Source organism: Allobosea sp. Leaf344 (assembly GCF_001426225.1).
Taxonomy (GTDB): domain Bacteria; phylum Pseudomonadota; class Alphaproteobacteria; order Rhizobiales; family Beijerinckiaceae; genus Allobosea.
Genome location: NZ_LMRT01000015.1, coordinates 105,219 through 130,024 on the forward strand (window position 1 = coordinate 105,219; position 24,806 = coordinate 130,024).

The following is a 24,806-nucleotide window of genomic DNA, read 5'->3' on the forward strand; positions in this document are numbered from 1 at the left end:
AAATCCAAATCAGGCCTGCTTCAATCGTAGAATGGGCCAGCAAGATCAGAATTCCCCAGCGTCGACGCAGCACCCGATGCCAGAACTGATCGATATCCCGAGGCAACTTGTCGAGCCTTGGCTGCACCTGCAGTCGACGGACTATATCGACGTCCGTCTTACAAAGAGGGACATTGATAAATTCTTCTTTTCTGCGGTGAAGGGTTTGCAAGCTCAGGAAGAAACCCACAATTGTATTATTGCCTGGTCAAATGGTGATACCGCACAAGCGAACGAAGCACTGCTGCGCTCAAAGAGACTGCTTATCGAAAGCCAGAACGAAATACGCATGTTTCTAGCGGCCATCATGGCGGGGGCGGTTCATGGTAGCTGAGCCGGTGTCGACATCTGAGCTGGAAAGACTCTTAGGGTATTCAAGCGAGATTAGTGGACCATTCGGCCCCAGCCGCCCGGCAGGATCGCACGAATTAATGCGCGAAGGGGAGGCCACGGCAACCGCATCAGCTGTCGCGGGCCTCATAGATATCTTGAAGGGAAGCTCCTCAGAAGGCTGGGCGAGTGGGGAAGCTGAAACAATGGCCAGTCCAACGCGCGAAGAAATCGATGCTAAGCTTGCCGCTTCCGAGGCTCGCAGCGAGACTCGGTCAGTTCAACTGGAAAGCAAATTTGATCTTGTGCTCGCAAAAATCGCGGGTCTCGGCGAGAAAATGGATGACGTTCGCTCGGATAACCGTACGACACGATCCAATATCTGGGCGGTTTGTGCGGTTATAGTCGGTGTGATCGTCGGGACTGCGGCGCTTATCACGACCTTGGGGCCGTCTGCGTTCACGCTAGGGGCGCAAGTCAGGGACATGGTTCAAAAGGAGCTGCAGCTGGTTGCGCCTGCTAAAATCCCCTAACCCATGGGCTCGAACTTGCTCGAGCAGCGTAACATAGGAAAACAATCCTTGACAGCGTCACGCTGATCGGCTAGACATTCCTCACGCTCAAGAAATCTGACCTGAACCGCAGCCGCCGCGCTCTCCGCCGGCGGCTTTCGCATGTCCGGTCTGGGAGTTTTCAAACCCATGTCCGATGATGAGGATGACGCGCCGGCGCTGCCGGCCGGCAGGCGCGGCCGCATGCCGCCCGGGCGAAGGCTGGTCGTGAACAAGCTCTGGGCCGCCGCGCGGCGCCAGCTCTCGGCGCATGAAGCCCGGCTCGACCGGCTCGCGCCGGGAGCGGCCGCCGGCGAGAGCGAGGCCAAGGCGCTGGCGATCCTGGCGCGCACGGTCCGCGAATTGGTGGCGCTCGAAGCCTCGACATCCACGCAAGCGACGAAAGCCAGCGATGACCTCACCGCCGAAGCCGGCCTCGACCGGCTCGCCAGCCTGCGCGCCGAGCTGGCACGCCGCGTGGAGAGCCTTGCCGCCACGGCGGCGGATCCCGCTGCTGAAGGCGCTGCTGGAGCAGGCGAGCCCTGAGCTCCTGCTGCTGATCCAGAGCGAATTTCTGTTCTGGGCCCGTCCCGACCAGCTGCCGCCCGCTCATGCGGATTGGTCGGTCTGGCTGGTGATGGGCGGGCGCGGCGCCGGCAAGACGCGCACCGGCGCCGAATGGGTGAAGGGCATGGCGCTCGGCCTGCCGCCCTTCGCCGAGGCGCCGGCCGGACGCATCGCTCTGGTCGGCGAGACGCAGGGCCAGGTGCGCGACGTCATGATCGAGGGCGTTTCGGGGCTGATGGCGATCCATCATCGCTGGGAGCGGCCGAGCTGGTACCCGTCGCTGCGCAAGCTGGAATGGCGCAACGGCGCGGTGGCGCAGGTCTATTCGGCGGAGGATCCGGAAGGGCTGCGCGGCCCGCAATTCGCCGCCGCCTGGTCCGACGAGCTGGCGAAATGGCCCAATCCGGGGGAGTGCTGGGACATGCTGCAATTCGGTCTGCGGCTCGGCGACAGGCCGCGCCAGATCATCACCACCACGCCGCGCCCCGTGCCGCTGCTGAAACGCCTGCTCGGCGAGGCGCATGTCGCCGTCAGCCGGGCCTCGACCCATGCCAACAGCGCCAATCTCGCGGCCGACTTCATCCGCAGCATCGAGCGCAGCTATGGCGGCACCAGGCTCGGACGGCAGGAAATCGCGGGCGAGATGGTGGAGGAAAACGCCGATGCGCTCTGGACCCGCGCGATGATCGAGGCCTGCCGCGAGGCGGCCGCGCCGGGGCTGGCGCGGATCGTGGTGGCGGTCGATCCGCCGGCCTCCTCCTCGCGCCGGGCCGATGCCTGCGGCCTCGTCGTCGCCGGGCTCGATGCGCAAGGCATCGGCCATGTGCTGGAGGATGGCACGCTTTCCGGCGCGCGGCCGCAGGAATGGGCAGAGAAGGCGGTGGCTCTCTATCGCCGTCACGAGGCGGATGCGCTCGTCGTCGAGATCAACCAGGGCGGCGAGATGGCGACCAGCGTCATCCGCGAGGTCGATCCGGGGGTGCCGGTGACGCCGGTGCGGGCGACGCGCGGCAAATATCTGCGGGCCGAGCCGGTCGCGGCGCTCTACGCCCAGGGCCGCATCCGCCATGCCGGCTGCTTTCCGGCGCTGGAGGACGAGCTCTGCGATTTCGGGCCCGGCGGTCTCGGTTCCGGACGCTCGCCCGACAGGCTGGACGCGCTGGTCTGGGCGCTGACGCATCTGATGCTGTCGCAACGCGGCCGGCCACGCGTGCGCGGCCTCTAGAACCAGCGCGGCGGGACGGCCCTTTCGTCAATAGCGGGATCCATCATGATCAATCTTCTCCGCAACCTGCGCGGCCTCGCCGCGCCGGACCGGAAGCGCTCGCGCACCGGCCCTCTGATCGCTCTGCACGAATCCGGGCGGCCGGTCTGGACCCCGCGCGACTATGGCGCCCTGGCGCGGGAGGGCTATGAGCGCAACCCGGTCGCGCATCGCTGCATCAGGCTGATCGCCGAGGCGGCGGCGCAGACCCCGCTGATCGCCAAGCGCCAGGGGCGGGAGACGCCCGAGCATCCGGCGCTGGCGCTGATCGAGCGGCCCAATCCGCGTCAGGGCGGCATCGCCTTCCTGGAGGCGCTCTACGGCCATCTGCTCGTGGCCGGCAACGCCTATGTCGAGGCCGTCAGCGTCGGCGACGAGCCGCGCGAGCTCCATGCGCTGCGGCCGGACCGGATGCGCGTGGTGCCCGGACGGGACGGCTGGCCCGAGGCCTATGACTACACGGTCGGCGGCGACACCATGCGCTTCCGGCAGGGCGCGGCGACATTGCCGCCGATCCTGCATCTGACCCTGTTCCATCCCAGCGACGATCATTACGGCCTCTCGCCGATGGAGGCCGCGGCCTGCGCGCTCGACATCCACAACGCCGCGAGCGGTTGGCACAAGGCCCTGCTCGACAATGCGGCCAGGCCCTCCGGCGCGCTGGTCTATGACGGCCCCGAGGGTGCGAGCCTGACGGAGGCGCAATTCGCCAGGCTGAAGCAGGAGCTGGAGGAGAGTTTTCAGGGCGCGCGCAATGCCGGCCGGCCGCTGCTGCTGGAAGGCGGGCTCGACTGGAAGCCGCTGTCGCTGACGCCGGCCGAGCTCGATTTCGTCGCGGCCAAGGGCGTTTCGGCCCGGGAGATCGCGCTGGCCTTCGGCGTGCCGCCGCTGCTGCTCGGCCTGCAGGGCGACAATACCCACGCCAATTTCGCCGAGGCCAACCGCGCCTTCTGGCGCCAGACGGCGATCCCGCTGGTGCGGCGCAGCGCCCAGTCGCTGGCGCAATGGCTCGGCCCGGCCTTCGGCGACGGGCTGACGCTGGAGCCCGACATCGACGCCATCGAGGCCCTGGCGCAGGAGCGGGAATCGCTCTGGCGCAGGGTCGGCGGGGCGGACTTCCTCAGCGCCGACGAAAAGCGCGAAGCGGTCGGCTATGGCCGCCGCGATCCGGAGAAAGGGGCAACCTCATGAACGCCATCGAACAGATCATCACCGCCTTCGTCGGACGCGCCGATGTCGGCCATCTCGGCCTGCTGCTCTGGGCCTTCGCCGCCTCCTTCTTCGCAGCGCTCTCGCTGCGCGAGCTGACGGCGGCCAACCGGCGCTTCGACGATTTCGTCCGCGAGCTCAACCGCTTCAACGCCCGCCAGGAAGGAGAACAGTCATGACGCGTTCCGGCAAGAAGGGCCCCGCCGCACCGGTCCCGCAGGGGGGCAAGCGCGGGCAGGGCGCCGGCACCGGCCGCCCGCCGGCCTGCCGCGAGGTGTTCGGCCGTTTCGTCAGCACGCTGTCGCGACTCGAGGGCGACAAGCGCGGCAATCCGCAGGGCAAGGGGGCGCGGCGATGAGCCTGGGGCCGCTGCCGCACCCTTTCGCCTGCGAATCCAAGTTCCTGGCCCAGCCGCCCCGCCCGCTGCCGCGCGACGGGCTGTTCGAGGGCTATGCCAGCCTGTTCCGCGTCGTCGACCTCGGCAAGGATCTGGTCGAGCCGGGTGCCTTCCGCGACAGCCTGGTCCGGCGCGGCCCGGCCGGGGTAAAGCTGCTCTGGCAGCACGATCCGGCCGAGCCGATCGGCCGCTGGCTCAGCCTGGTGGAGGACCGGCGCGGGCTCTTCGTCCGCGGCCAGCTCTCTCTGGCCGTGGCCCGCGCCCGCGAGATCCACGCGCTGATGCGGGAGGGCGCGGTCGACGGGCTCTCCATCGGCTTCCGCTGCGAGCGCGCCCGCACCGAACCGCGCAGCGGTCTGAGGCGGCTCGAGCGCGTCGATCTCTGGGAAATCTCGCTCGTCACCTTCCCGATGCTGCCGCAGGCCCGGGTCAGCGCCGTCAAGGCGCTGCCGGGCGCGGCGATCCCCGCCCACGCCTGACCCCGTCCATGCAAGGAGAGACCATGACCATTCTGCCCCAAGCTCCCGAGACCAAGGCGGCGACCGGCGATCTCGCGCTGGCTTTCGAGGATCTGCGCTACACGCTCGACAGCTACCGCCTCAGCAACGACCAGCGCCTGGCCGAAATGGAAACCCGCCGCGGCGTCGATCCGCTGACGGAGGAGAAGATGGCGCGCCTGGACGCCGCGCTCGACGAGGCGAAATCGCGCATCGACCGGCTGACGCTCGACCGCGGCCGCCCGGCGCTCGGCCAGCCGCAGGACGGCCCCGGCGATCCCGAGATCGCCGAGCACAAGGCCGCCTTCGCCGCCTATATCCGCAGCGGCGAGGCCGGCGGGCTGAAGCGGCTGGAGGCCAAGGCGCTCTCCGCCGGCTCCGGCCCGGATGGCGGCTATCTCGCCCCCGCCACGGTGGAGACGGAGATCATGCGCCGGCTCTCGCTGGCTTCGCCGATCCGCAGCCTCGCCAGCGTCAGGACGATCTCGTCCGGCGTCTACAGGAAGGCCTATTCCACCACCGGCCCGGCTTCCGGCTGGGTGGGAGAGACGGCGGCGCGGCCGCAGACCGGCTCGCCCGTCCTGGCCGAGCTCTCCTTCCCGGCGATGGAGCTCTATGCGATGCCGGCCGCGACCCAGACGCTACTGGACGACGCCATCGTCAACATCGACCAATGGATCGCCGAGGAGGTCGAGACCGTCTTCGCCGAGCAGGAAGGCGCCGCCTTCGTGGGCGGTGACGGGGTGGACAAGCCCCGCGGCTTCCTCGCCTATCCCGTCGCTCCCGAGCCGAATTGGAACTGGGGCCAGATCGGCGTGCTGAACACCGGCGTCGCCGGCGGCTTCGCCAATGCCAACCCCTCCGACATCCTGGTCGATCTCGTCTATGCGCTGAAGGCCGGCTACCGGCAGAATGCGGCCTTCGTGATGAACCGCAAGACGCAGGCGCTGCTGCGCAAGTTCAAGGATGCCAGCGGCCATTACCTCTGGCAGCCACCGGCCTCGGCCGGTGCCGCCGCGACGCTGATGGGCTTCCCCGTGGCGGAAGCGGAGGAGATGCCCAATCCCGCCAACAACGCGCTGGCGCTCGCCTTCGGCGATTTCCGCCGCGGCTATCTCGTGGTCGACCGGGCCGGGGTGCGGATCCTGCGCGATCCCTATTCCGCCAAGCCCCATGTGCTGTTCTACACCACCAAGCGGGTCGGCGGCGGGGTCCAGGACTTCGCCGCGATCAAGGCCCTGCGCTTCGCGGCCTAGCGCGGCGACGGGCGGGTCAGCGGGAGAACCACCAGCTGTAGCTGGCGGAGGGCTGGGCGGTGTCCGGCGGCTCCTCCTGGCCATAGGCCATCAGGCGGGCACTGGCCTGGTTGATCCAGCCGCGATGCTCGTTGATCGGCGTGATCGCGGTGAAGCCGCCGCAGATCCTGCGGACGGAGGCGTTGAGCGGCCCGCTCGACCAGCTGACGATGCCGACGAGATCGCGCGAGGACGGCCCGCCCCGCAGGATCGGACCGCCGGAATCGCCCCGGCAGGCGCCGGCTCCCGGCGCCTCGCCGCGGCCCTGCCGGTCGACCGCGACCTTGACGGTGTTCGCCGTGGTGTAGTTGCCGGCATTGACCAGCATCACCTCGCGCAGGCGCCGCGCCGTCTTCTTGTCGTCTTCGACGCCGAGGCCGAAGCCGGCCATGGTGACATCCTCGCCCTGCCAGAGCCCGCCGCCCAGCCTCAGCGGCTCGATGTCGCGCGGCAGCGGCTCCGACAGCCGCAGCAAGGCGAGGTCGGCGCCGGGCTGCGTCCGCGGCGTCGTGCCGGGCACGAAGCTCGGATGCGGCAGCACCGCCAGGACCACGTGTCGCCGCGCCCGGAACCGCGGGTCGAGGCTGGTGACGCTGACCGAGCCGCCGCCCATCAGGCAATGCGCGGCGGTGAGCACCAGCTCGGGCGCGATCACCGCGCCCGAACAGAGTTCGCCCTGGCTGGTCTCGACGCGCAGGGTCGAGGCCCGCACGCCCGCGACGTCCCGCGAGGGCGTGCCGCCGACGACGGCCCAGGCCGGCGCGGAGGCGAGGCAGAGAGCAAGGGCGGAGGCTAGGACGCGGCTCGTCATGATCAGGACCGGTGTGAGAACGAAGGACAGTCTATGGCTTCGGGCGCGCCAGTCCAGCCTTACGATCAGCGCGGGCCAGACCAGGCTGCCGATTCACCCCAGGAGGCCAGCGTCCGGTCGATCCAGCTGCGCTGCGGCGCGACCAGCGCGCCCTGGCTGAGCAGCCCGCAGCGGCGGCCCGCCGGCCCGGTCGACCAGCTCGAGACCGCGATGATCGCGCCCTCCGGCGAGATGATCGGGCCTCCTGAATCGCCCTGGCAGGCGCCGGCGCCGGGTTTTCCGGCGGCATTCGGATCCTGCGCCCAGATCAGCAGTCGGCCGGGGCCATAGGGTTCCACCGCCGCCAGCGCGACGGAGCGATAGGTCCCGGTGGTCTGCGCCTCGCCCTCGCGGCTGACGCCATAGCCGGCGAGCGTCACCGCCGACCCGGCGCGCGGCAGCTCGCCCTCATGGAGCGTCGCCGGCGCGAACCGTCGCGGCAGCGGCGCGGCCATGCGCAGCAGCGCCATGTCGATGGAGCGGCGGCGCGCGGCGATCGCATCGCCATCATAGCCCGGATGCAGCGTCACGCTCGCCGGCGGGATCAGAATGGGCTCGGCGCCGCCTTCTTTCCAGTGGACGCGGATCTCGCTGCTGCCCGCCACGCAATGGGCCGCGGTCAGGATGGCGCGGGCCGAGAGCACGATGCCCGAGCAGACGCCGCCGCGGGCGTTCAGCACCATCAGCGTCGAGCCGGCGGCCGGCCCGCCCTCGCGCCCGCCGATCACGGCCGAGGCCGGTTCGGGCACGGCCAGGACCGTCGCCATCGCGATCACCAAAGCACCGACGCGCATCGCAGCTCCTTCCAGGACAGGGAGCGCTGATAGCGCGCCGTCAACGGCAACTGAACCGAAAAGGCGGAGACATCATGACGCCCCTCGCCCTGACGCCCCCATCGGCCGAGCCGGTCACGCTCGCCGAGGCCAAGCTCTACCTGCGCCTCGACCAGAGCGAGGAGGATTCGCTGCTCGCGACGCTGATCACCGCGGCGCGGCTGATGGTGGAGGCGGCGTCCGGCCGGATGCTGGTCGAGCAGGGCTGGCGCATCGTGCTGGATCGCTGGCCCGAGAGCGGCGAGATCCGCCTGCCGCTCTCGCCCGTGCTCTCGATCGTGCAGGCGCGGGTCTACGACGCGCTCGGCGCGCCGCAGCCGGTCGATCCCGCGGCGCTGAGCCTGGACCGGCAGGCCGATCCGCCGGTCATCCGCATTCGCGGCGAGGTGCCGGAGATCGGCCGCAGCCACAGCGCCATCGAAATCGATTGCCTGGCGGGGTTCGGAGCGGCGGCGAGCGCCGTTCCCGCTCTGCTGCGCCAGGCCGTGCTGCTGCTGGCGGCACGCTGGTTCGAGCAGCGCGGCGACGTCGTCGGGCGCGATGCCGCGGCGCTGCCGGCCGAGATCATGGCGCTGGTCGCGCCCTTCCGCCGCGCGAGGCTCTGAGCGATGGGCGCGCGGCAACAGGGCGAACTCGGCAGCATGCGCCGAAGGCTGGTGCTCGAAGCCCCGGTCGAGACGGCCGACGGGCTGGGCGGGACGAAGCAGAGCTTCAAGCGCGTCGCGGCGCTCTGGGCGCAGCTGGAATGGCTGGCCGGGACGGAGCGCTGGCGCGAGGGCCGGCCCGAGCAGTTCGGCAGCCACCGCATCACTTTGCGCTGGCGCGCCGGCATCGACGCCGGCCAGCGCTTCCGCGACGGCTACCGGATCTACGCCATCCGCGCGCTGGGCGACCCTGATGGGTCGCGCCGCAGGCTGGTCTGCCTGGCCGAGGAGATCTCGCGATGAGCGACGCCATCCTGCCGCTGCGCGCGGCCATCCAGGCGGTGCTGGAGCGCGACCCGGCGCTGATCGCGCTGATCGGCCCCGGCCGCGTCTTCGACGAGGCGCCCCGGGCCATCCGCGGCGTCTATCTCGTACATGGCGAGGCCGAGGCGCGGGACTGGTCGACGGGCAGCGGCAGCGGCTGCGAGCAGGAGCTCTCGCTCGTCGTCTGGGCCGGCGAGAGCAGCAGCGTCCGCACCGCCCTCGAGGCTGCGGCGCTGGCGGCCCTCGCGCTGGACGAGGCGAAGCTGGCGCCGGTGGGCCACCGGCTCGTCGATCTGCGATGGCAGGGCAGCCGGCTGTCGCGCGAGGCGAAGACCGGGATCGCCTCCGTCACCCTGCGATTTCGCGCCGTCACCGAGCGGCTCTGACCATTCAGCGACAGGAGAAGCCGATGGCGGCTCAACGAGGCAAGGATCTGCTGCTGAAGGCGGCGGATGGCGGCGGCGCCTTCGTCACCGTTGCCGGGCTGCGCGCCCGGCAGATCGCCTTCAACGCGGAGGCGGTCGACGTCACCCATTCCGAATCGGTCGGCCGCTGGCGGGAGCTCCTCGCCGGCGCCGGCATGCGCCGCGCCAGCATCAGCGGGGCCGGGCTGTTCAGGGACGAGGCCTCGGACCTGCTGGTGCGGCAGATCTTCTTCGAGGGCGCGATCCGCGCCTGGCAGGTGCTGGTGCCGGATTTCGGGACGATCCAGGGGCCGTTCCAGCTGACCAGCCTCGAATATCGCGGCGACCATGCGAGCGAGATCACCTTCGACATCGCGCTCGATTCCGCCGGCCCCCTGAGCTTCACCGCCATCTGAGGAGCGAGATCATGGTCAACCGCCACAGGGGCGAGGTCCCGCTGATGGTCGCCGGCGCGGCGCTGCCGATGCGGCTGACGCTCGGCGCGCTCGCCGAGCTCGAGGACGCCTTCCGCGTCGACAGCCTGCCGGAGCTGGGCGAGCGCTTCGCCGCGGGGCGGCTCTCGGCCCGTGACGTCACCCGGATCCTGGCGGCCGGTTTGCGCGGTGCCGGCGGTGGGCTCGGCGACGAGGAGGTCGCGGCGCTCGCCTTCGACGGCGGGCTCGACGGCGCGATCGGCGCCGCGATCGCACTGCTGGAGGCGAGCTTCGGCGGCGGGGAGGGGGGTGACGCCGCCCCGCACCCTTCGCAGCCGCCGGCGAACCAGCCGCGCCGGCGGCATTCCCCTGGGACGACGTGATGGCCTATGGGCTCGGCCGGCTGGCCTGGCCGCCCGCAGCGTTCTGGGCCGCGACACCGCGCGAACTCGCCGCCGCGCTGCGGGCCCATGCCGCGCCCCGATCCGCCACGCCACCCGCGCGCGCCACGCTGGAGCGCCTGATGGCGCTGCACCCCGACGATGCCGATCGCGACAGGAGCCGCCATGGCTGACGACAATGCCCGGCTGGCCGAGCTGCGCACGCTCGACACCCTGACCAAGAGCCTTTCCGCCGCCTCCGACAGCTTGGGCCGGTCGCTGACCTCGGCCTTCTCGAAGGGGATCGTGGAAGGCCGGCGTTTCGAGGACGTGCTGCGCGGCATCGGCCGGTCGATGAGCGAGACCCTGCTCAGGACGGCCGTGCAGCCGCTCTCGAGCGGGCTGGCGAGCCTGTTCGCGGCGGGGGCGAAAAACCTGGGCGGCGCGCTGGCCGGCCAGCTCGGCGGCGCGGGCGCCCCGCGCGTCACGCCCTTCGCCGCCGGCGGCGTGATCGCGTCGCCGGCCTATTTCCCGGTCGGGCGCGGGCTCGGCGTGATGGGCGAGGCCGGGGCCGAAGCCATCCTGCCGCTAGCGCGCGGTGCCGATGGCAGGCTCGGCGTCCGCAGCGAGGGGCAGGCTGCGCGCCCGCTTTCGGTGACCGTGCAGGTCTCGACGCCAGACGCCGAGAGCTTCCGGCGCTCGGAGGCGCAGGTCGCCGCCGCCATCGCCCGGGCCGTCGCCCGCGGCAGCCGCGCTCTCTGAGAGGCCGAGGAGGGGCCAGCGATGCAGGATTTCCACGAGGTCCGCTTTCCGCTGGAGATCGCGCGCGGTGCCAGCGGCGGGCCGGAACGGCTGACGCAGATCGTCACGCTCGGCTCGGGCCGGGAGATCCGCAACAGCCGCTGGGCCCATTCCCGCCGCCGCTACGATGCCGGATTCGGTGTCCGCACGCTCGATGCGCTGGCGGTGATCGTCGCCTTCTTCGAAGAGCGCCGCGGGCGGCTTCACGGTTTCCGCTGGCGCGACCGGCTGGACTGCAAGAGCTGCCCGCCCTCGCGAAGTCCCGCCGCCACGGATCAGCGGCTGGGAACAGGTGACGGCGTCACCGCCCTGTACCAGCTGAGCAAGAGCTATGGCACCGGCGCCACGGCCTATGTCAGGCCGATCGCCAAGCCCTGGCCGGGCGAGGTGCGGGTCGCGGTCGACGGCGCGGAGCAGGCCGAGGGCGTCGCGTTCCGCTGCGACGCCACCACCGGCCGCATCTTTTTCCTGCCCGGCCATGTCCCGGCGGCCGGCGCGACCGTCACGGCCGGCTTCCTGTTCGACGTGCCGGTGCGCTTCGACATCGACGCGCTCGCGGTCGATCTCTCGGCCTTCGAGGCGGGCGACATCCCGAAAATCCCGATCGTCGAGATCATCGCCTAGGAGGCGTCCATGCGTGAACTTCCCGCGGGGCTCGCGGCGCATCTGGCGCAGGAGGCGACCACGCTCTGCCGCTGCTGGACGCTGACGCGCCGCGATGGCGTCGTCCTCGGCTTCACCGATCACGACCGGGCGCTCGCCTTCGCAGGCCGTGCCTTTTCCCCCGTCGCGGCGCTGGAGGCGGCCGAGACCACCTCCGAACTCGGCTTCGCCATCGGCGGCGGGGACGTCACGGGCGCCTTCGCCGCGACGGGGCTGAGCGAGGACGATCTGGCGCGCGGCTTCTACGACGATGCGCGCGTCGAGCTGTTCCTGGCGAATTGGGCGCAGCCGCAGCAGCATGTCCTGCTCGAGGTCGGTTTCGTCGGCGAGGTCAGGCGCAGCGATCTCGGCTTCACCGCCGAGGTCAGAAGCGGCGCCAAGGCCTTCGACGAGGAGCGCGGCCGGATCTATGCCCGTTCCTGCTCGGCCGATCTGGGGGATGCGCGCTGCGGCGCCGCGCTCGTCCCGGTTTCCGCGTCGGTCGCCGCCACCGATGGGCGGCTTTCGATCACCGCGCCGGCCCTCTCGGCCTTCCCCGACGGCCATTTCACGGCGGGGCGGCTGAGCTTCACCGGCGGGGCCAATCTCGGTTTCGCCAGCGAGGTCAAACGCCATTCCGCCCGCGACGGTCTGGTGGCGCTGCAGCTCTGGCAGCCGGCGCCGGCGCCGATCGCGGTCGGCGACGCCTTCGCGCTGACCCCCGGCTGCGACAAGAGCTTCGCCACCTGCCGGCGCAAATTCGCCAACGCCCTCAATTTCCGCGGCTTCCCGCATATGCCCGACAACGACGTCATCATCGGCGGCGTCCGGCCCGGCGACGGCGCGCTCGATGGCGGGAGCCTGTTCCGATGATCGCGGTGGAACGCGCGGCCATCGTCGCCGCGGCGCGAAGCTGGCTCGGCACGCCCTTCCATCACCAGGCCTCCCTGCAGGGCGTCGGCTGCGATTGCCTCGGCCTGCTGCGCGGCGTCTACCGCGACCTCTACGGATCCGAGCCCGAGCTGCCGCCGGCCTATTCCCGCCTCTGTGCCGACCGCGCCGGCACGGAGGCGCTGGTCGAGGCCGCCTGCCGCCATCTCCGGCCGCTGGCATGCGGTCTGGAGCGGCCCGGCGACGTGCTGCTGTTTCGCTGGCGCCCGCATCTGCCGGCGAGGCACTGCGCGATCATGAGCGGGAACGACACGCTGATCCATGCCCAGGACGGAGCGGCGGTGACCGAGGTCGCGTTCACGCCCTGGTGGCGGCGGCGGTTGAGCCATGTCTTCAGCTTTCCGGAGGTCATCGACTGATGGCGACGCTTCTTCTGCAGGTCGCCGGGCAGGCGCTCGGCACGGCGCTGGGAGGCCCTATCGGCGGCGCGCTCGGCTCGGCGCTGGGCGGGATCGCAGGCGCCGCGATCGACCAGTCCCTGCTCGGGCAGAGCGGGGCGAAGCGCGTCGCCGGGCCGCGTCTCAAGGAGATGACCGGGCTCGCCGCCACGGAGGGCGCGCCGATCCCGCGGATCTATGGCCGGGCGCGGCTCGGCGGCCAGCTGATCTGGGCGACGCGTTTCGAGGAGGAGGCGCGCAGCACCATCCGTCGCAGCAGGAGCGGCGGCAAAAGCGCGCCCGCTCAGAAGACGGTCGAGACGAGCTATGCCTATTACGCCAACCTGGCCATCGGCCTGTGCGAGGGGCCGATCAGCTTCGTCAGGCGCATCTGGGCTGATGGCCGCGAGCTCGACCGGTCGACGCTGTCGATGCGGCTGCATCGAGGCGACGCCGCGCAGTCGCCCGATCCGCTGATCCTGGCCAAGGAAGGCGGCGAGGCGCCCGCCTATCGCGGGCTCGCCTATGTCGTGTTCGAACGCTTCCCGCTCGCGGATTACGGCAACCGCATCCCGCAATTCTCCTTCGAGATCGTGCGTGCGGTCGCGGGACCGGCCGCGATGCTGCGCGCCGTCACGCTGATCCCGGGGGCGGGCGAATTCGTCTACGAGGCGCGGCCGGTCATGCACGAGCCGGAGCCCGGCGTCAGCCGCAGCCTGTCGCGCAACCAGCTCTTCGGCGGCGCCGACATCGATGCCTCCCTCGCCCAGCTGCGCGCGCTGTGCCCGAAGCTGCGCCGCGTTTCGCTGGTGGTGAGCTGGTTCGGCGATGATCTGCGGGCCGGGAGCTGCAGCATCGCGCCGCGCGTCGAGCTGGCACTGAAGCCGACGGCGGGCGCGGAATGGGGCGTCGCCGGGCTCGGCCGTGGCGAGGCGCGCGTGGTCAGCCAGATCGAGGGCAGGCCCGCCTTCGGCGGCACGCCCTCGGATGACGGCGTCATCGCCCTGATCCGCAAGCTGCGCCGGGATCACGGCCTCGAAGTCGTGCTCTACCCCTTCATCATGATGGATGTTCCGGCCGGGAACGGGCTGCCCGATCCGCGGACGGGCGCGTCAAGCCAGCCTGCCTTCCCCTGGCGCGGGCGCATCACGGCGGCGGGCGATGTCGCCGGCGCGGTCGCCGCCTTTCTCGGCAGCGTCCGGCCGGACGATTTCGGCGAGTCCGACGGCGGGATCACCTGCCGGAAACCGCAGGAATGGAGCTTTCGCCGGCTCGTCCTGCATTGTGCCGCGCTCGCCCGGGCGGCCGGCGGCGTCGACGGCTTCATCATCGGCTCGGAACTGGTCGGCCTGACGCATCTGCGCGCCGGCGAGGATCATCCGATGGTCTCCGGGCTGATCGCGCTGGCGCAGGATCTGCGGTCGATGCTGCCCGGCACCGCGCTGACCTATGCCGCGGATTGGACGGAATATGGCGCCAGCGTCCGGTCCGGAGGGCTGGACATCGATTTCCCCCTCGACCCGCTCTGGGCCTGCCCGGCGATCGACGCCATCGGCATCGATTTCTACCCGCCGCTATCGGATTGGCGCGACACGGGCGACCATGCCGACGCCGCGCATGCGAGCGGCGCCGCCGATCTCGACTATCTCCGCGGGCGCCTCACCGCCGGCGAGGCCTATGACTGGTATTATCCGGACGCCGCCGCCCGTGCCGCCCAGAGGCGGCTGCCGATCACCGATGGCGCCCATGGCAAGCCCTGGATCTTCCGGCCGAAGGACCTCCCCGGCTGGTGGACGAACCCGCATCTCACGCGCCGCGGCGGCGCCGAGACGGGGCCGACCGCGTTCGTGCCCGGCGCGAAGCCGATCTGGCTGACCGAGGCCGGCATCCCCGCCGTCGACAAGGGCGCCAACTCTCCCAACGTCTTTCCGGATGCACATTCCTCCGAGGGCGGGCTGCCCTTCTTCTCCAGCGGTGCGCGCGACGATCTGGTTCAGGCGCGCGCGCTGGAGGCGATCCTGTCCGGCTTCGACCCCGCCTGCGCCGGCTTCGTGCCGGAGCGCAATCCGGTCCACCCGGGCAGCGGGCTGCGCATGGTCGATCCGGCCTCGATCTTCCTCTGGGTCTGGGATGCGCGCCCTTTCCCGGCCTTTCCCGATCTCTCCGGCATCTGGGCGGATGGCGCGCAATACGAGACCGGCCATTGGCTCAACGGCCGGCTGGAAGGCGCTTCGCTCGATCGGCTCGTCGGCGCCATTCTCGCGGATTTCGGGCTGCCGGCCGCCGATGAGCTGCGGATCGACGGTTTCGCCGACGGTTATGTGCTGGACCGGCCGATGTCGGCGCGCGCCGCTCTCGAACCGCTCGCCGCCCTGTTCGGCTTCGATGCGGTGATGAGCGGCGGCAGGCTGCGCTTCCATGGGCGCGGCGGCCGGGTGGCACGCGCGCTCTCGCCCGAGGATTGGCTGCCGGACCGGGACGGCTCGCCCTTTCAGCTGCGCGGGGCGCAGGACACGGAGCTGCCCTGCGAATTGCGGCTGGGCTTCAGCGACGGGCAGCATGACTACCGTGCCGCGGCTGCGCGGTCGCGCCGGCTGGCGGGGGCGTCGCGCCGCGAAACCGCGATCGAGACCGCGCTGGTGACGCGGCCGGCCGAGGCGCATAGGCTGGCGGATCAACGCCTGCAGGAGATCTGGGCGAGCCGCGAGACGCTCGAGATCGCGCTGTCGCCGCGCTGCATCGATCTGGAGCCGGGCGATGTGGTCTCCGTGCCGGTCGCCGGTGGCCGCCGTCTCTACCGCCTGACCAGCATCGCCGATTCAGCGACGCGCCGGGCCAGCGCCCGCGCCGTCGAGTCGGCGATCTATGAAGCCGCCGCCGGGCCCGCCGCCCCTCCCGCACCGCGCCTGCCGCCGCCCTTGCCCGGCCGTCCCTACATCGTTCCGCTGGACTGGCCGATCGCGCGCGGCGCGCCGCCGCCGCTCCTGTCGATCGCGGCCTTCGCCTCGCCCTGGCCCGGTGCGCTCGCGGTCTGGCAGGCCGCTGCCGGCGGCGACTTCGCGCTGCTGCGGACCATCGAGACCGCCTCGATCCTCGGCGAGACGCTGACCGAGCTGCGGCCAGGTCCGCTCTGGCGCAGCGACCGCCACACCGTGCTGGATATCCGCCTGCGCGGCGGCATCCTCGCTTCCGTCCCGCAGGAGGCCGCCTTGGCCGGCGCCAACGCGCTGGCATTGCTGGACGCTGCCGGCGACATCGAGATCGTGACCGCGGCCCGCGTCGAGCTGATCGGGAACCAGATCTTCCGCCTGTCAGGACTGCTGCGCGGGCTCGGGGGTTCGGAAGCTGCCGCGGCACGCGTGCTGCCCGCGGGGTCGCGAATCGTCGTGCTCGACGGCGCGGCTGCGACGCTCACCGATCGATTGTCGGATATCGGCCAGCCACGGCGCTATCGCATCGGGCCGGTGCAGCGCGATCCCGCCGATCCCGAAATGGTCGAGCACAGCCTCGTCGCGACGGGCCGTGCCCTGCGCCCGCTCTCGCCGGTGCATCCGCGCGCGCGACGGGGCCCGGCCGGCATCGCCATCGGCTGGATCCGCCGCACCCGCTTCGACGGCGATTCCTGGGAGCTCGAACAGCCGCCTCTGGGGGAGGATAGCGAGGCCTACGAACTGAGCCTCTACGACGGCGCACGCCTGGTGCAAACGCTGGAGACCTCGACCCCCGGCTGGACCTATGCCGCCGAGCTCGAACTCGCGGATTTCGGCGCGGCACAGCAGGGGCTTTCGCTGGCGATCGCCCAGACAAGCCGGGTGATGGGGCGCGGCGAAGAGTGGCGTGGACGGATCAGGATCGCCTGACCTACACTGCGCGACCATTCATGGCGCGTTCAGTCGGTCGGCACTACCGGAAGGCGATGATGCCCGTCGAACCTCTCCTTGCCCTCGGTCTGCTGTTTAGCCCGGTGCTGACGGTCGACGATCCCACGCCGATTTCCTGCCTTTCGGCCGAGGAGGTGCGCGAGGCGGTGGCCGAGAACCGGGTCATGCAGCCGGTCCAGGCCTCCCGCCATGCCCGTGCCGCGGCGCCGGGCGAGGTGCTGCGCATCCGCCTCTGTCGCCAGGGCGAGGATTACGTCTATGTCGTCACGACGCTGAAGCGCGACGGCCGCGTGGCGCGCGTCACGCTCGAGGGTCATTCGGGCAAGGTCGAGGCGATCCGCTGAGCCGCATGCGTTCGAGGCTCATGCCACAGCGCGCCGCGCACCAAGCCGCAACAGGAGCTAGCAGACCGTGAGATTGCTGGTCGTCGAGGACGACAAGGACCTGAACCGCCAGATCGTCACCGCTCTGGAACATGCGGGCTATGCCGTCGACAAGGCCTTCGACGGCGAGGAGGGCCTGTATCTCGGCGAGACCGAGCCCTATGACGCTGTGATCCTCGATCTCGGCCTGCCGAAGGTCGACGGCGTCGCGGTTCTCCAGGCCTGGCGCAAGGCGGCGAAGTCGATGCCGGTGCTGATCCTCACCGCGCGCGATCGCTGGAGCGACAAGGTCTCGGGCTTCGACGCCGGTGCGGACGACTATGTCGTCAAGCCCTTTCACATGGAGGAGCTGCTGGCCCGGGTACGCGCCCTGCTGCGCCGCGCCGCCGGCCACGCCACCTCCGAGCTGGTCTGCGGTCCGGTCAGGCTCGACACCCGCGCCAGCCGCGTCGTCGTCGACGGCGCGGCGGTCAAGCTGACCTCGCACGAGTACCGGCTGCTCGCCTATCTCATGCATCACCAGGGCCGCGTCGTCTCCCGGACGGAACTGGTCGAACATCTCTACGACCAGGATTTCGACCGGGATTCCAATACGATCGAGGTGTTCGTCGGGCGGCTGCGCAAGAAGCTCGGCGTCGACATCATCGAGACCGTGCGGGGGCTGGGCTACATCGCGGCAGCTGCTCCCGAAAAAGTCTGACGCCGGCCATGCCTCCGAAGTCGCACCGCTATTCCCTGGGCGCGCGACTCTTCATGTCGGCGGCGATCTGCTGCGCCTTGGTGCTGGTGCTGGCCGGTGTCGGGCTCACCACCTTCTACCGCCGCTCGGCCGAGCGCGGCTTCGACGAGCGGCTGAGCGTCTATATCAAGGAGCTGGTCGCGGATCTGGCGGCTCCGCCCGAGACCGAGCGGCAATCGATCGGCGATCTCGGCGAGCCGCGCTTCGACCTGCCGCTCTCCGGCTGGTACTGGCAGATCATCCGGCTCGACGGCGAGCGCCCCGTGGTCAGGGCCTCGCGCTCCCTGGTCGGCAGCCAGCTGCCCAAGCTGCTCGACCAGCAGATCCAGCCCAATCCCCGCGGCCTGCGCGAAAGCTACGTCTCCGGCCCCGATGACCGCGCGCTCCGCATACTCGAGCGCGAGATCGATGTCGGGGAGGATGGCCGCTTCACCGTCGCCGTCGCCGCCCCTGCCGACGAGATCGCCGAAGACATCCGCGATTTCCGCATCGCGCTGACCATGACCTTCCTGCTGCTCGGCCTGGCGCTCGTCGCCTCGACCATCCTGCAGGTGCGCTTCGGGCTGCGGCCGCTGGTGCGGCTGCGCGCCGCGGTCGGCGCCGTGCGCACCGGAGACAACCCCCGCATCGTCGGCAATTACCCGCCCGATCTCGCCCCGCTGGCGGGCGAGCTGAACCTCCTGATCGACGCCAATCGCGAGATCCTGGAGCGCGCCCGCACGCAGGTCGGCAACCTCGCCCATGCGCTGAAGACACCGCTCAGCGTGATGCAGAACGAGGCGGCGGGCGACGGGCCGCTGCCCCAGATCGTCAAGACGCAGACCGCCATCATGCGCGACCAGGTGCAATATTACCTCGACCGCGCCCGGGCCGCGGCGCTGAGCGGCGCGCTCGGCGGTGCGACCGAGATCGCGCCCTCGCTGGACGCGCTGATCCGCACCTTCGAGAAGATCGCCCAGGGGCGCGGCATCAGCGGGCATCAGGAGGTCGCCGCGGGCCTGCGCTTTCGCGGGGAAAAGCAGGATTTCGAGGAGATGCTGGGCAATCTGCTCGACAACGCCTTCAAATGGGCGCGCTCCCGCGTCGAGGTCAGCGTCGCGCCGCCGGCGCCGGGCCAGCCCGGCCTGCTCACCCTGCTGATCGACGATGACGGGCAGGGGCTGCCGGCCGATGCCATCGCCGAGGTGATGAAGCGCGGCCGCAGGCTCGACGAGACCACCCCCGGCTCGGGGCTCGGCCTGTCGATCGTCGTCGAACTGGCCAAGCTCTATGGCGGCGAGCTGACCCTGCAGCCATCGCCCCTCGGCGGTCTGCGCGCACGCCTGACCCTTCCCGCCCTTTGACGGCGAGCCTCATCTTGAATAGGCCACGTGACCCTTTGTCGCCACGACGGGGCATGATGCCGAGCCCGCGATTGAGTATGTAACGTCCATGCTGATCTGGATCATCTTCGCGGCGATGACGGGAGCTGTCGTATTCGCGCTGCTATGGCCGCTCAACCGCGGCCCGCGCGAGGCTTTCGCCGATACGGCGGATGCGGCCAGCCTCTATAGGGCGCAGCTCGGCGAGATCGATCGCGACGTCGCGCGCGCGCTCATCGCCCCGGCCGAGGCCGAAGCCGCCAAGGCCGAGGCGGCCCGGCGCCTGCTGCGCGCCGCGGGGGACGAGGTCGGCGCGGCCGGCGAGACCGAGGCGTCGCTGCGCCGCCGGCGGGCCAGCTCCGCGCTGGCGCTCTCCTGCGTGCCGCTGCTCGCTCTGCTGGTCTATGGCGCCTTCGGCTCGCCCAACGCGCCCGATCTGCCGCTCTCAGCGCGAATTGAGAAGGAACCGTCGCGGCAGGATTTCGCGATGTCGCTGGCGCGGATCGAGGCGCATCTCGCCGCCAACCCTGCCGATGGCCGCGGCTGGTCGGTGCTGGCGCCGGTCTATCTCCGGCAGGGCCGCTTCGAGGACGCCGCGCGCGCCTTCGCCTCCGCCATCCGTCACGGGCAGGACGGGGCGGAGATGTTCGCGGGGCAGGGCGAGGCGCAGATTCTGGCCGCCGGCGGCGTGGTGACGGCCGCGGCGCGCGAGAGCCTGAGCGAAGCGGTGCGGCGCGATCCCCGCAACCCGCGGGCGCGGTTCTTCCTCGCGATCGGGCAGGAGCAGGACGGCGATCTCCCCGGTGCGGCCGCCGCCCTGCGTGCGCTCTTGCAGGAGGCGCCTCCCGGCGCGGAATGGACCGAGACGGTGCGGCAGCGGCTGCAATCCCTGCCGGGCACAGGGCCAGGCGCGCCGGGCGACGACCCGGCCGAGGCCATCGCGAAACTCCCCTCCGGCGCTCAGCAGGAGGCGATCCGCGGCATGGTCGACGGGCTCGCGGCGCGGCTGCGCGACGGTGGCGGCAGCGCGGCCGAATGGGGCCGGCTGATCCGCTCGCAGCTCGTGCTGGGAGATCGCGACGCGGCCGCTTCCTCCCTGCGGACGGCACGCGAGCGGCTCGCGCAGGATGCGGCTGCGCTGACGCAGATCAATGCGCTGGCCGCCGAGCTCGGGCTCAAGGACGCCACCCCATGACGGCGCTCGATCCCACACGGTCCGGACCTGCCAGGCGCAGGATGACGCGCAAGCAGAAACGGCTCGCCATGCTGGCCGCCGGCGGGCTGGTGCTCGCCATCGCCGCGGCCCTGGTCCTTGTCGCCATGCGCGACACCATCGTCTTCTTCTACGGCCCCACGGAGATCGCGGAGAAGGGCATCGCGCCCGGCACCCGCATGCGTCTGGGCGGGCTCGTCGAGAAGGGCTCGGTGCAGAAGGGCCCGGGGCAGCGCGTCGTCTTTTCCGTCACCGACAGCAAGAGCACCGTCAAGGTCAGCTATGAGGGGCTGCTGCCCGATCTGTTCCGCGAGGGGCAGGGGGTGGTGACCGAGGGCGTGTTCGAGGGCGGATCCAGCTTCCGCGCCGATTCCGTGCTGGCCAAGCATGACGAAACCTATATGCCGCGGGAGGTCGCGGACACGCTGAAGAAGCAGGGGCACTGGCAGCCGGGCGAGGCGCCCGCCCCATCCGCACCGGCCAAACGGTGAGGCGCGCATGATCGTCGAAATCGGCCATTTCGCGCTCGCATTGGCGCTCGGCGTCGCCGTCGTGCAGTCGGTCGTGCCGCTATGGGGCGTGGCCCGCCAGGATCGGGCGCTCGCCGGGGTCGGCCAGGCGGCCGCGCTCGCGAGTTTCCTGCTGGTCTGCCTGGCCTTCGCGGCGCTGACCCTCTCCTATCTGCGCTCGGATTTCTCCGTCGAGAACGTCGTCGCCAACTCTCATTCGACGCAGCCGCTGATCTACAAGATCACCTCCGTCTGGGGGAATCACGAAGGGTCGATGCTGCTCTGGGTGCTGATCCTGACGCTGTTCGGCGCGCTGGTCGCCTTGTCGCGGCGGTCCCTGCCGGAGCGGCTGCGGGCGGGTACGCTCGCCGCCCAGGGCATGGTGACGGTGGCCTTCCTGGCGTTCACCCTGCTGACCTCGAACCCGTTCCGCCGCATGCTGCCCGCCCCCGCCGAGGGGCAGGACCTCAACCCGCTCCTGCAGGATCTCGGCCTCGCGATCCACCCGCCGCTGCTCTATGTCGGCTATGTCGGCTTCTCCATCACCTATGCCTTCGCCGTCGCGGCGCTGATCGACGGGCGGATCGACGCGGTCTGGGCGCGGGCGGTGCGGCCCTGGACGCTGCTGGCCTGGGTCTTCCTGACGCTGGGCATCGCGATGGGCTCCTATTGGGCCTATTACGAGCTCGGCTGGGGCGGCTGGTGGTTCTGGGACCCGGTCGAGAACGCCTCGCTGATGCCCTGGCTCGCCGGGACCGCGCTGATCCATTCGACGGTGGTGATGGAGAAGCGCGACGCGCTCAAGGTCTGGACCATCCTCCTGGCTATCCTGACCTTCTCGCTGTCGCTGCTCGGCACCTTCATCGTCCGCTCCGGCGTGCTCACCTCGGTGCATTCCTTCGCCACCGATCCGGCGCGCGGCCTGTTCATCCTGATCATCCTCGTCGTCTTCGTCGGCGGATCGCTGGCGCTCTTCGCCTGGCGCGCGCCGCTGCTGCGCCAGGGCGGCATCTTCGCCCCCGTCTCGCGCGAGGGCGCGCTGGTGGTGAACAACGTCTTCATCGCCACCTCCTGCGCCACCGTCTTCATCGGCACGCTCTACCCTCTGGCGCTGGAGATGATCACCGGCGACAAGATCTCGGTTGGCCCGCCCTTCTTCAACGCCACCTTCATCCCGCTGCTGGTGCCCTTGCTGCTGCTGCTCCCGATCGGCCAGTCGCTGGCCTGGAAGCGCGGCGACCTGCTGGGCGCGGCCCAGCGCACCATGCTGGCCTTCGCCATCGCCATCGCCGTGACGGTGATCGTCTTCGCGATCCGCTGGGGCGGCCCGGTCCTGGCGCCGCTCGGCGTCGGGCTCGGCGTCTTCCTCATCGCCGGCGCGGCCTTCGACCTCGGCGAGCGGATCATGGCGCGGGCCAGCGGGCTGCCGGCGATCTGGGCGCGCGCCGTCGGCCTGCCCCGCTCGGCCTGGGGCACGGCGCTCGCCCATGCCGGCGTCGGCATCAGCGTCATCGGCATCGCCGCCACGGCCTGGAGCACCGAGGCGATCGGCGTGCTGCGGCCCGGCGACAGCCTGACGAGCGGGCGCTACAGGGTGACGCTGGAATCGGTCACGCCGCGCACGGGCCCGAACTTCCGCGCCGAGGTGGCCCGCTTCAGCCTCGCATCCGGTGACCGGGTGCTGCTGCCGGTCGAGGCGGCCAAGCGCCTCTATATCGCCCGCAACATGCCGACGACGGAAGCCGGCATCCGCACCGACGGTCTGAGCCAGGCCTATGTCAGCCTGGGCGAGCCGCAGGGCGACGGCAGCATCGCCGTCAGGCTCTACGACAAGCCGCTGGTGCTGCTGATCTGGATCGGCGCGCTGGTCATGGCGTTCGGCGGCGGGCTCTCGCTGACCGACCGGCGCTTCCGACTCGCCGCCCCGCGCCGCCGTGCCGCAGTTGTGCCGCAGGCCGCGGCCCAGCCGGCGGAGTGAGCGACATGCGCCATCTCCTCGTCGCGATCTGCCTGTGCCTCGGCCTCAGCGGCCCCGCTCTGGCCGTGCAGCCCGGGGAGGTGCTGCGCGATTCGGCGCTGGAACAGCGCGCGCGGCAGATTTCCTCCGGGCTGCGCTGCCTGGTCTGCCAGAACCAGTCGATCGACGATTCCGACGCGCCGCTAGCCAAGGATCTGCGCGTGCTGGTGCGCGAGCGCCTGGTCGCCGGCGACAGCGACGCCGCCGTGAAGTCCTTCGTGGTGGCGCGCTATGGCGATTTCGTGCTGCTCAGCCCGCCGGTGAACCTGCGCACCATCGGTCTCTGGGCGGCGCCCTTCCTGATCCTGCTTCTGGGACTGGCCTTCATCTGGCGGCGTGCCCGCGCCTTGCCGGCGCTGCCCGCCTCGCCCGCGCCGCTGACGCCCGAGGAACGGGCGAGGCTCGAGACGCTGACCGGCGCCCGCGACTAAGACCGCCGTTCAGATCGAGGCGCCGCAGGCGCTGAACATGTCCCCGCGCAGAGCGGGCCCCGAGCGCGCGTGCCAGTCCCGTCAACGCTCACCTTACGAAACCGTCATCTTCGGGCGAAATCCGCGTAAGGCGGCTGGGGTCATGGTCCGTCTCACCGGCGGGACGAGCCCGCCACGATCTTTCGAGGTTAGCGACATGACGACACCCAGGACTTCCAGGTCAATTCTGAAGCGCGGCGTGATGATCGCAGGCGCGGCTACCATCGGGATCGGCCTCGCGGCCGGCATCGCCGACGGTGCGCTGAAGCTCGACCACCCGGCCTTCGCCCAGCCGATCCAGCTCTCCGGCGTCCAGTCCCAGCTCCCGAGCTTCGCCGACATGGTCGACAAGGTGAAGCCGGCCGTCGTCTCGGTCCGGGTCAAGACGCGCCTGGTCGCCGAAAACGGCGGCGGGGAAGGCGGCATCGAGGGGCTTCCGCCCGGCCATCCGCTGGAGCGCTTCTTCCGCCGCTTCGAGGAGGAGGAGCGCGGCATGCGTCCGGGCCGCCCGCAGCCGCGCCAGGGCATGTCGCAGGGCTCTGGCTTCTTCGTCAGCCAGGACGGCTATGTCGTGACCAACAACCACGTCGTCCAGAACGCGGACGAGGTGCAGCTCGTGACCAATGACGGCAAGACTTTGAACGCCAAGGTCATCGGCACCGATCCGCGCACCGATCTCGCGCTGCTCAAGGTCAGCGACGGCGGCAATTACCCCTTCGTCCAGCTCTCCCAGGCCAAGCCGCGCATCGGCGACTGGGTGCTGGCGGTCGGTAACCCCTTCGGCCTCGGCGGCACGGTCACCGCGGGCATCGTCTCGGCCCAGGGCCGCGACATCGGCTCCGGCCCCTATGACGATTATCTGCAGATCGATGCGGCGGTGAACCGCGGCAATTCCGGCGGCCCCACCTTCAACCAGAATGGCGAGGTCGTCGGCGTCAACACCGCGATCTTCTCGCCCTCCGGCGGCAATGTCGGCATCGCCTTCGCGATCCCGGCCTCCACCGTGAACCAGGTGGTCGAGGCGCTGAAGAAGGACGGCAAGGTGGCGCGCGGCTATATCGGCGTGCAGATCCAGCCGGTGACCGACGAGGTCGCCGATGCGATCGGCCTCAAGCAGGCGCAGGGGGCTCTCGTGGCCAGCGCCGAGCGCAACAGCCCCGCCGCCAAGGCCGGCATCCGGCGCGGCGACACGATCCTCGCGCTCAACGGCGAGAAGATCAGCGATGCGCGCGAGCTCTCCCGCCGCGTGGCGCTGCTGCCCCCCGGCAGCAAGGCCAGGATCACCGTCTGGCGCGACGGGCAGGAGCGCGAGCTGAGCTTCGAGGTCGGCCGCCTGCCTTCCTGAGTTGCGGGGCGCCGCGCCAGTCTCCTGTCGCCCCCAGCCTGGCGCACGCCTTTGCTGCGGCGGGCCGGACGGTTCTCCGTCCGGCCTGCCGTTTTCGTC

The 24,806-nt window shown here is 70.8% G+C and carries 30 protein-coding genes; 28 read left to right on the top strand and 2 right to left on the bottom strand.

The genetic code is table 11. The annotated features are described in order from the left end of the window. The first annotated feature begins 76 nt into the window (after positions 1 to 76). From ASG72_RS17565 to ASG72_RS17600, 9 genes are all read left to right on the top strand, one after another. A complete protein-coding gene (locus ASG72_RS17565) occupies positions 77 to 373 on the top strand; it encodes a hypothetical protein (RefSeq protein ID WP_056715179.1) in 297 nt (98 codons plus the stop codon). Between the two features lie 97 nt (positions 374 to 470). Then, entirely contained in the window at positions 471 to 902 is a 432-nt protein-coding gene (locus ASG72_RS20895) for a hypothetical protein (RefSeq protein WP_156396036.1), read from the top strand. 168 nt (positions 903 to 1,070) lie between these two features. Beyond that, positions 1,071 to 1,466, top strand: coding sequence for a hypothetical protein (locus tag ASG72_RS21345; RefSeq protein ID WP_056715181.1), 396 nt, complete (start codon positions 1,071 to 1,073; stop codon positions 1,464 to 1,466). After that, positions 1,447 to 2,712 (top strand): terminase family protein, encoded by a 1,266-nt coding sequence (locus tag ASG72_RS17575; protein ID WP_244488870.1) that lies wholly within the window; start codon positions 1,447 to 1,449, stop codon positions 2,710 to 2,712. The genes ASG72_RS21345 and ASG72_RS17575 overlap by 20 nt, the downstream gene beginning before the upstream one ends. 45 nt (positions 2,713 to 2,757) lie before the next feature. Beyond that, a complete protein-coding gene (locus tag ASG72_RS17580; RefSeq protein ID WP_056715184.1) occupies positions 2,758 to 3,942 on the top strand; it encodes a phage portal protein in 1,185 nt (394 codons plus the stop codon). Beyond that, positions 3,939 to 4,139, top strand: a complete 201-nt coding sequence (locus ASG72_RS17585; RefSeq protein ID WP_244488861.1) for a hypothetical protein — start codon at positions 3,939 to 3,941, stop codon at positions 4,137 to 4,139. Before ASG72_RS17580 ends, ASG72_RS17585 begins: the two co-directional genes overlap by 4 nt. Then, the gene (locus ASG72_RS17590; protein WP_056715186.1) at positions 4,136 to 4,318 is read left to right on the top strand and encodes a hypothetical protein; all 183 of its coding nucleotides are present in this window, start codon (positions 4,136 to 4,138) and stop codon (positions 4,316 to 4,318) included. The genes ASG72_RS17585 and ASG72_RS17590 overlap by 4 nt, the downstream gene beginning before the upstream one ends. Beyond that, a complete protein-coding gene (locus tag ASG72_RS17595; RefSeq protein ID WP_056715189.1) occupies positions 4,315 to 4,836 on the top strand; it encodes an HK97 family phage prohead protease in 522 nt (173 codons plus the stop codon). The genes ASG72_RS17590 and ASG72_RS17595 overlap by 4 nt, the downstream gene beginning before the upstream one ends. 23 nt (positions 4,837 to 4,859) lie before the next feature. Continuing rightward, positions 4,860 to 6,110 (top strand): phage major capsid protein, encoded by a 1,251-nt coding sequence (locus ASG72_RS17600; protein ID WP_056715556.1) that lies wholly within the window; start codon positions 4,860 to 4,862, stop codon positions 6,108 to 6,110. Positions 6,111 to 6,126: 16 nt separating this feature from the next. Here ASG72_RS17600 and ASG72_RS17605 read toward each other — a convergent pair whose 3' ends face one another. Beyond that, entirely contained in the window at positions 6,127 to 6,960 is an 834-nt protein-coding gene (locus ASG72_RS17605; protein ID WP_056715193.1) for a trypsin-like serine protease, read from the bottom strand. 65 nt (positions 6,961 to 7,025) lie between these two features. After that, positions 7,026 to 7,793: a trypsin-like serine protease gene (locus tag ASG72_RS17610; RefSeq protein ID WP_056715196.1), complete on the bottom strand. Its 768-nt coding sequence runs from the start codon at positions 7,791 to 7,793 to the stop codon at positions 7,026 to 7,028. A 74-nt stretch (positions 7,794 to 7,867) separates the two neighbouring features. Between ASG72_RS17610 and ASG72_RS17615 the strand changes: the two genes are divergently transcribed. From ASG72_RS17615 to ASG72_RS17705, 19 genes are all read left to right on the top strand, one after another. Continuing rightward, positions 7,868 to 8,437 carry a head-tail connector protein gene (locus ASG72_RS17615; RefSeq protein ID WP_056715199.1) on the top strand — a complete coding sequence of 190 codons (570 nt, stop codon included), beginning with the start codon at positions 7,868 to 7,870 and terminating at the stop codon, positions 8,435 to 8,437. Between the two features lie 3 nt (positions 8,438 to 8,440). Beyond that, positions 8,441 to 8,779 (top strand): phage head closure protein, encoded by a 339-nt coding sequence (locus ASG72_RS17620; RefSeq protein WP_056715202.1) that lies wholly within the window; start codon positions 8,441 to 8,443, stop codon positions 8,777 to 8,779. After that, a complete protein-coding gene (locus tag ASG72_RS17625) occupies positions 8,776 to 9,186 on the top strand; it encodes a DUF3168 domain-containing protein (protein WP_056715203.1) in 411 nt (136 codons plus the stop codon). Before ASG72_RS17620 ends, ASG72_RS17625 begins: the two co-directional genes overlap by 4 nt. A gap of 23 nt (positions 9,187 to 9,209) precedes the next feature. Continuing rightward, the gene (locus tag ASG72_RS17630) at positions 9,210 to 9,620 is read left to right on the top strand and encodes a phage major tail protein, TP901-1 family (RefSeq protein ID WP_056715206.1); all 411 of its coding nucleotides are present in this window, start codon (positions 9,210 to 9,212) and stop codon (positions 9,618 to 9,620) included. An 11-nt stretch (positions 9,621 to 9,631) separates the two neighbouring features. Next, complete coding sequence (locus tag ASG72_RS17635) at positions 9,632 to 10,021, top strand: gene transfer agent family protein (protein WP_056715209.1); 390 nt, start codon at positions 9,632 to 9,634, stop codon at positions 10,019 to 10,021. Further along, a complete protein-coding gene (locus tag ASG72_RS17640; protein WP_056715211.1) occupies positions 10,021 to 10,212 on the top strand; it encodes a phage tail assembly chaperone in 192 nt (63 codons plus the stop codon). Before ASG72_RS17635 ends, ASG72_RS17640 begins: the two co-directional genes overlap by 1 nt. Next, the gene (locus ASG72_RS17645) at positions 10,205 to 10,780 is read left to right on the top strand and encodes a phage tail tape measure protein (protein ID WP_200939973.1); all 576 of its coding nucleotides are present in this window, start codon (positions 10,205 to 10,207) and stop codon (positions 10,778 to 10,780) included. Before ASG72_RS17640 ends, ASG72_RS17645 begins: the two co-directional genes overlap by 8 nt. A gap of 21 nt (positions 10,781 to 10,801) precedes the next feature. Continuing rightward, the gene (locus tag ASG72_RS17650; protein WP_056715216.1) at positions 10,802 to 11,443 is read left to right on the top strand and encodes a DUF2460 domain-containing protein; all 642 of its coding nucleotides are present in this window, start codon (positions 10,802 to 10,804) and stop codon (positions 11,441 to 11,443) included. A 9-nt stretch (positions 11,444 to 11,452) separates the two neighbouring features. Beyond that, positions 11,453 to 12,334, top strand: a complete 882-nt coding sequence (locus tag ASG72_RS17655; protein WP_056715219.1) for a DUF2163 domain-containing protein — start codon at positions 11,453 to 11,455, stop codon at positions 12,332 to 12,334. Continuing rightward, positions 12,331 to 12,771, top strand: coding sequence for an NlpC/P60 family protein (locus ASG72_RS17660; protein ID WP_056715222.1), 441 nt, complete (start codon positions 12,331 to 12,333; stop codon positions 12,769 to 12,771). The genes ASG72_RS17655 and ASG72_RS17660 overlap by 4 nt, the downstream gene beginning before the upstream one ends. Continuing rightward, positions 12,771 to 16,649, top strand: coding sequence for a glycoside hydrolase/phage tail family protein (locus tag ASG72_RS17665; protein WP_056715225.1), 3,879 nt, complete (start codon positions 12,771 to 12,773; stop codon positions 16,647 to 16,649). Before ASG72_RS17660 ends, ASG72_RS17665 begins: the two co-directional genes overlap by 1 nt. Positions 16,650 to 16,708: 59 nt before the next feature. Continuing rightward, a complete protein-coding gene (locus tag ASG72_RS17670) occupies positions 16,709 to 17,014 on the top strand; it encodes a hypothetical protein (protein WP_156396038.1) in 306 nt (101 codons plus the stop codon). Positions 17,015 to 17,081: 67 nt separating this feature from the next. Further along, positions 17,082 to 17,753 carry a response regulator transcription factor gene (locus ASG72_RS17675; RefSeq protein WP_056715232.1) on the top strand — a complete coding sequence of 224 codons (672 nt, stop codon included), beginning with the start codon at positions 17,082 to 17,084 and terminating at the stop codon, positions 17,751 to 17,753. Between the two features lie 8 nt (positions 17,754 to 17,761). Next, positions 17,762 to 19,135 carry an ATP-binding protein gene (locus ASG72_RS17680; RefSeq protein WP_056715235.1) on the top strand — a complete coding sequence of 458 codons (1,374 nt, stop codon included), beginning with the start codon at positions 17,762 to 17,764 and terminating at the stop codon, positions 19,133 to 19,135. 88 nt (positions 19,136 to 19,223) lie between these two features. Beyond that, positions 19,224 to 20,348 carry a c-type cytochrome biogenesis protein CcmI gene (gene ccmI / locus ASG72_RS17685; protein WP_056715240.1) on the top strand — a complete coding sequence of 375 codons (1,125 nt, stop codon included), beginning with the start codon at positions 19,224 to 19,226 and terminating at the stop codon, positions 20,346 to 20,348. Between the two features lie 41 nt (positions 20,349 to 20,389). After that, positions 20,390 to 20,857, top strand: a complete 468-nt coding sequence (gene ccmE / locus ASG72_RS17690) for a cytochrome c maturation protein CcmE (RefSeq protein WP_056715244.1) — start codon at positions 20,390 to 20,392, stop codon at positions 20,855 to 20,857. Positions 20,858 to 20,864: 7 nt separating this feature from the next. Beyond that, positions 20,865 to 22,853 carry a heme lyase CcmF/NrfE family subunit gene (locus tag ASG72_RS17695; RefSeq protein ID WP_056715247.1) on the top strand — a complete coding sequence of 663 codons (1,989 nt, stop codon included), beginning with the start codon at positions 20,865 to 20,867 and terminating at the stop codon, positions 22,851 to 22,853. Between the two features lie 5 nt (positions 22,854 to 22,858). Next, a complete protein-coding gene (locus ASG72_RS17700; protein WP_056715561.1) occupies positions 22,859 to 23,323 on the top strand; it encodes a cytochrome c-type biogenesis protein in 465 nt (154 codons plus the stop codon). 241 nt (positions 23,324 to 23,564) lie between these two features. Next, positions 23,565 to 24,707, top strand: coding sequence for a trypsin-like peptidase domain-containing protein (locus ASG72_RS17705; RefSeq protein WP_056715249.1), 1,143 nt, complete (start codon positions 23,565 to 23,567; stop codon positions 24,705 to 24,707). The last annotated feature ends 99 nt before the right edge of the window (positions 24,708 to 24,806 follow it).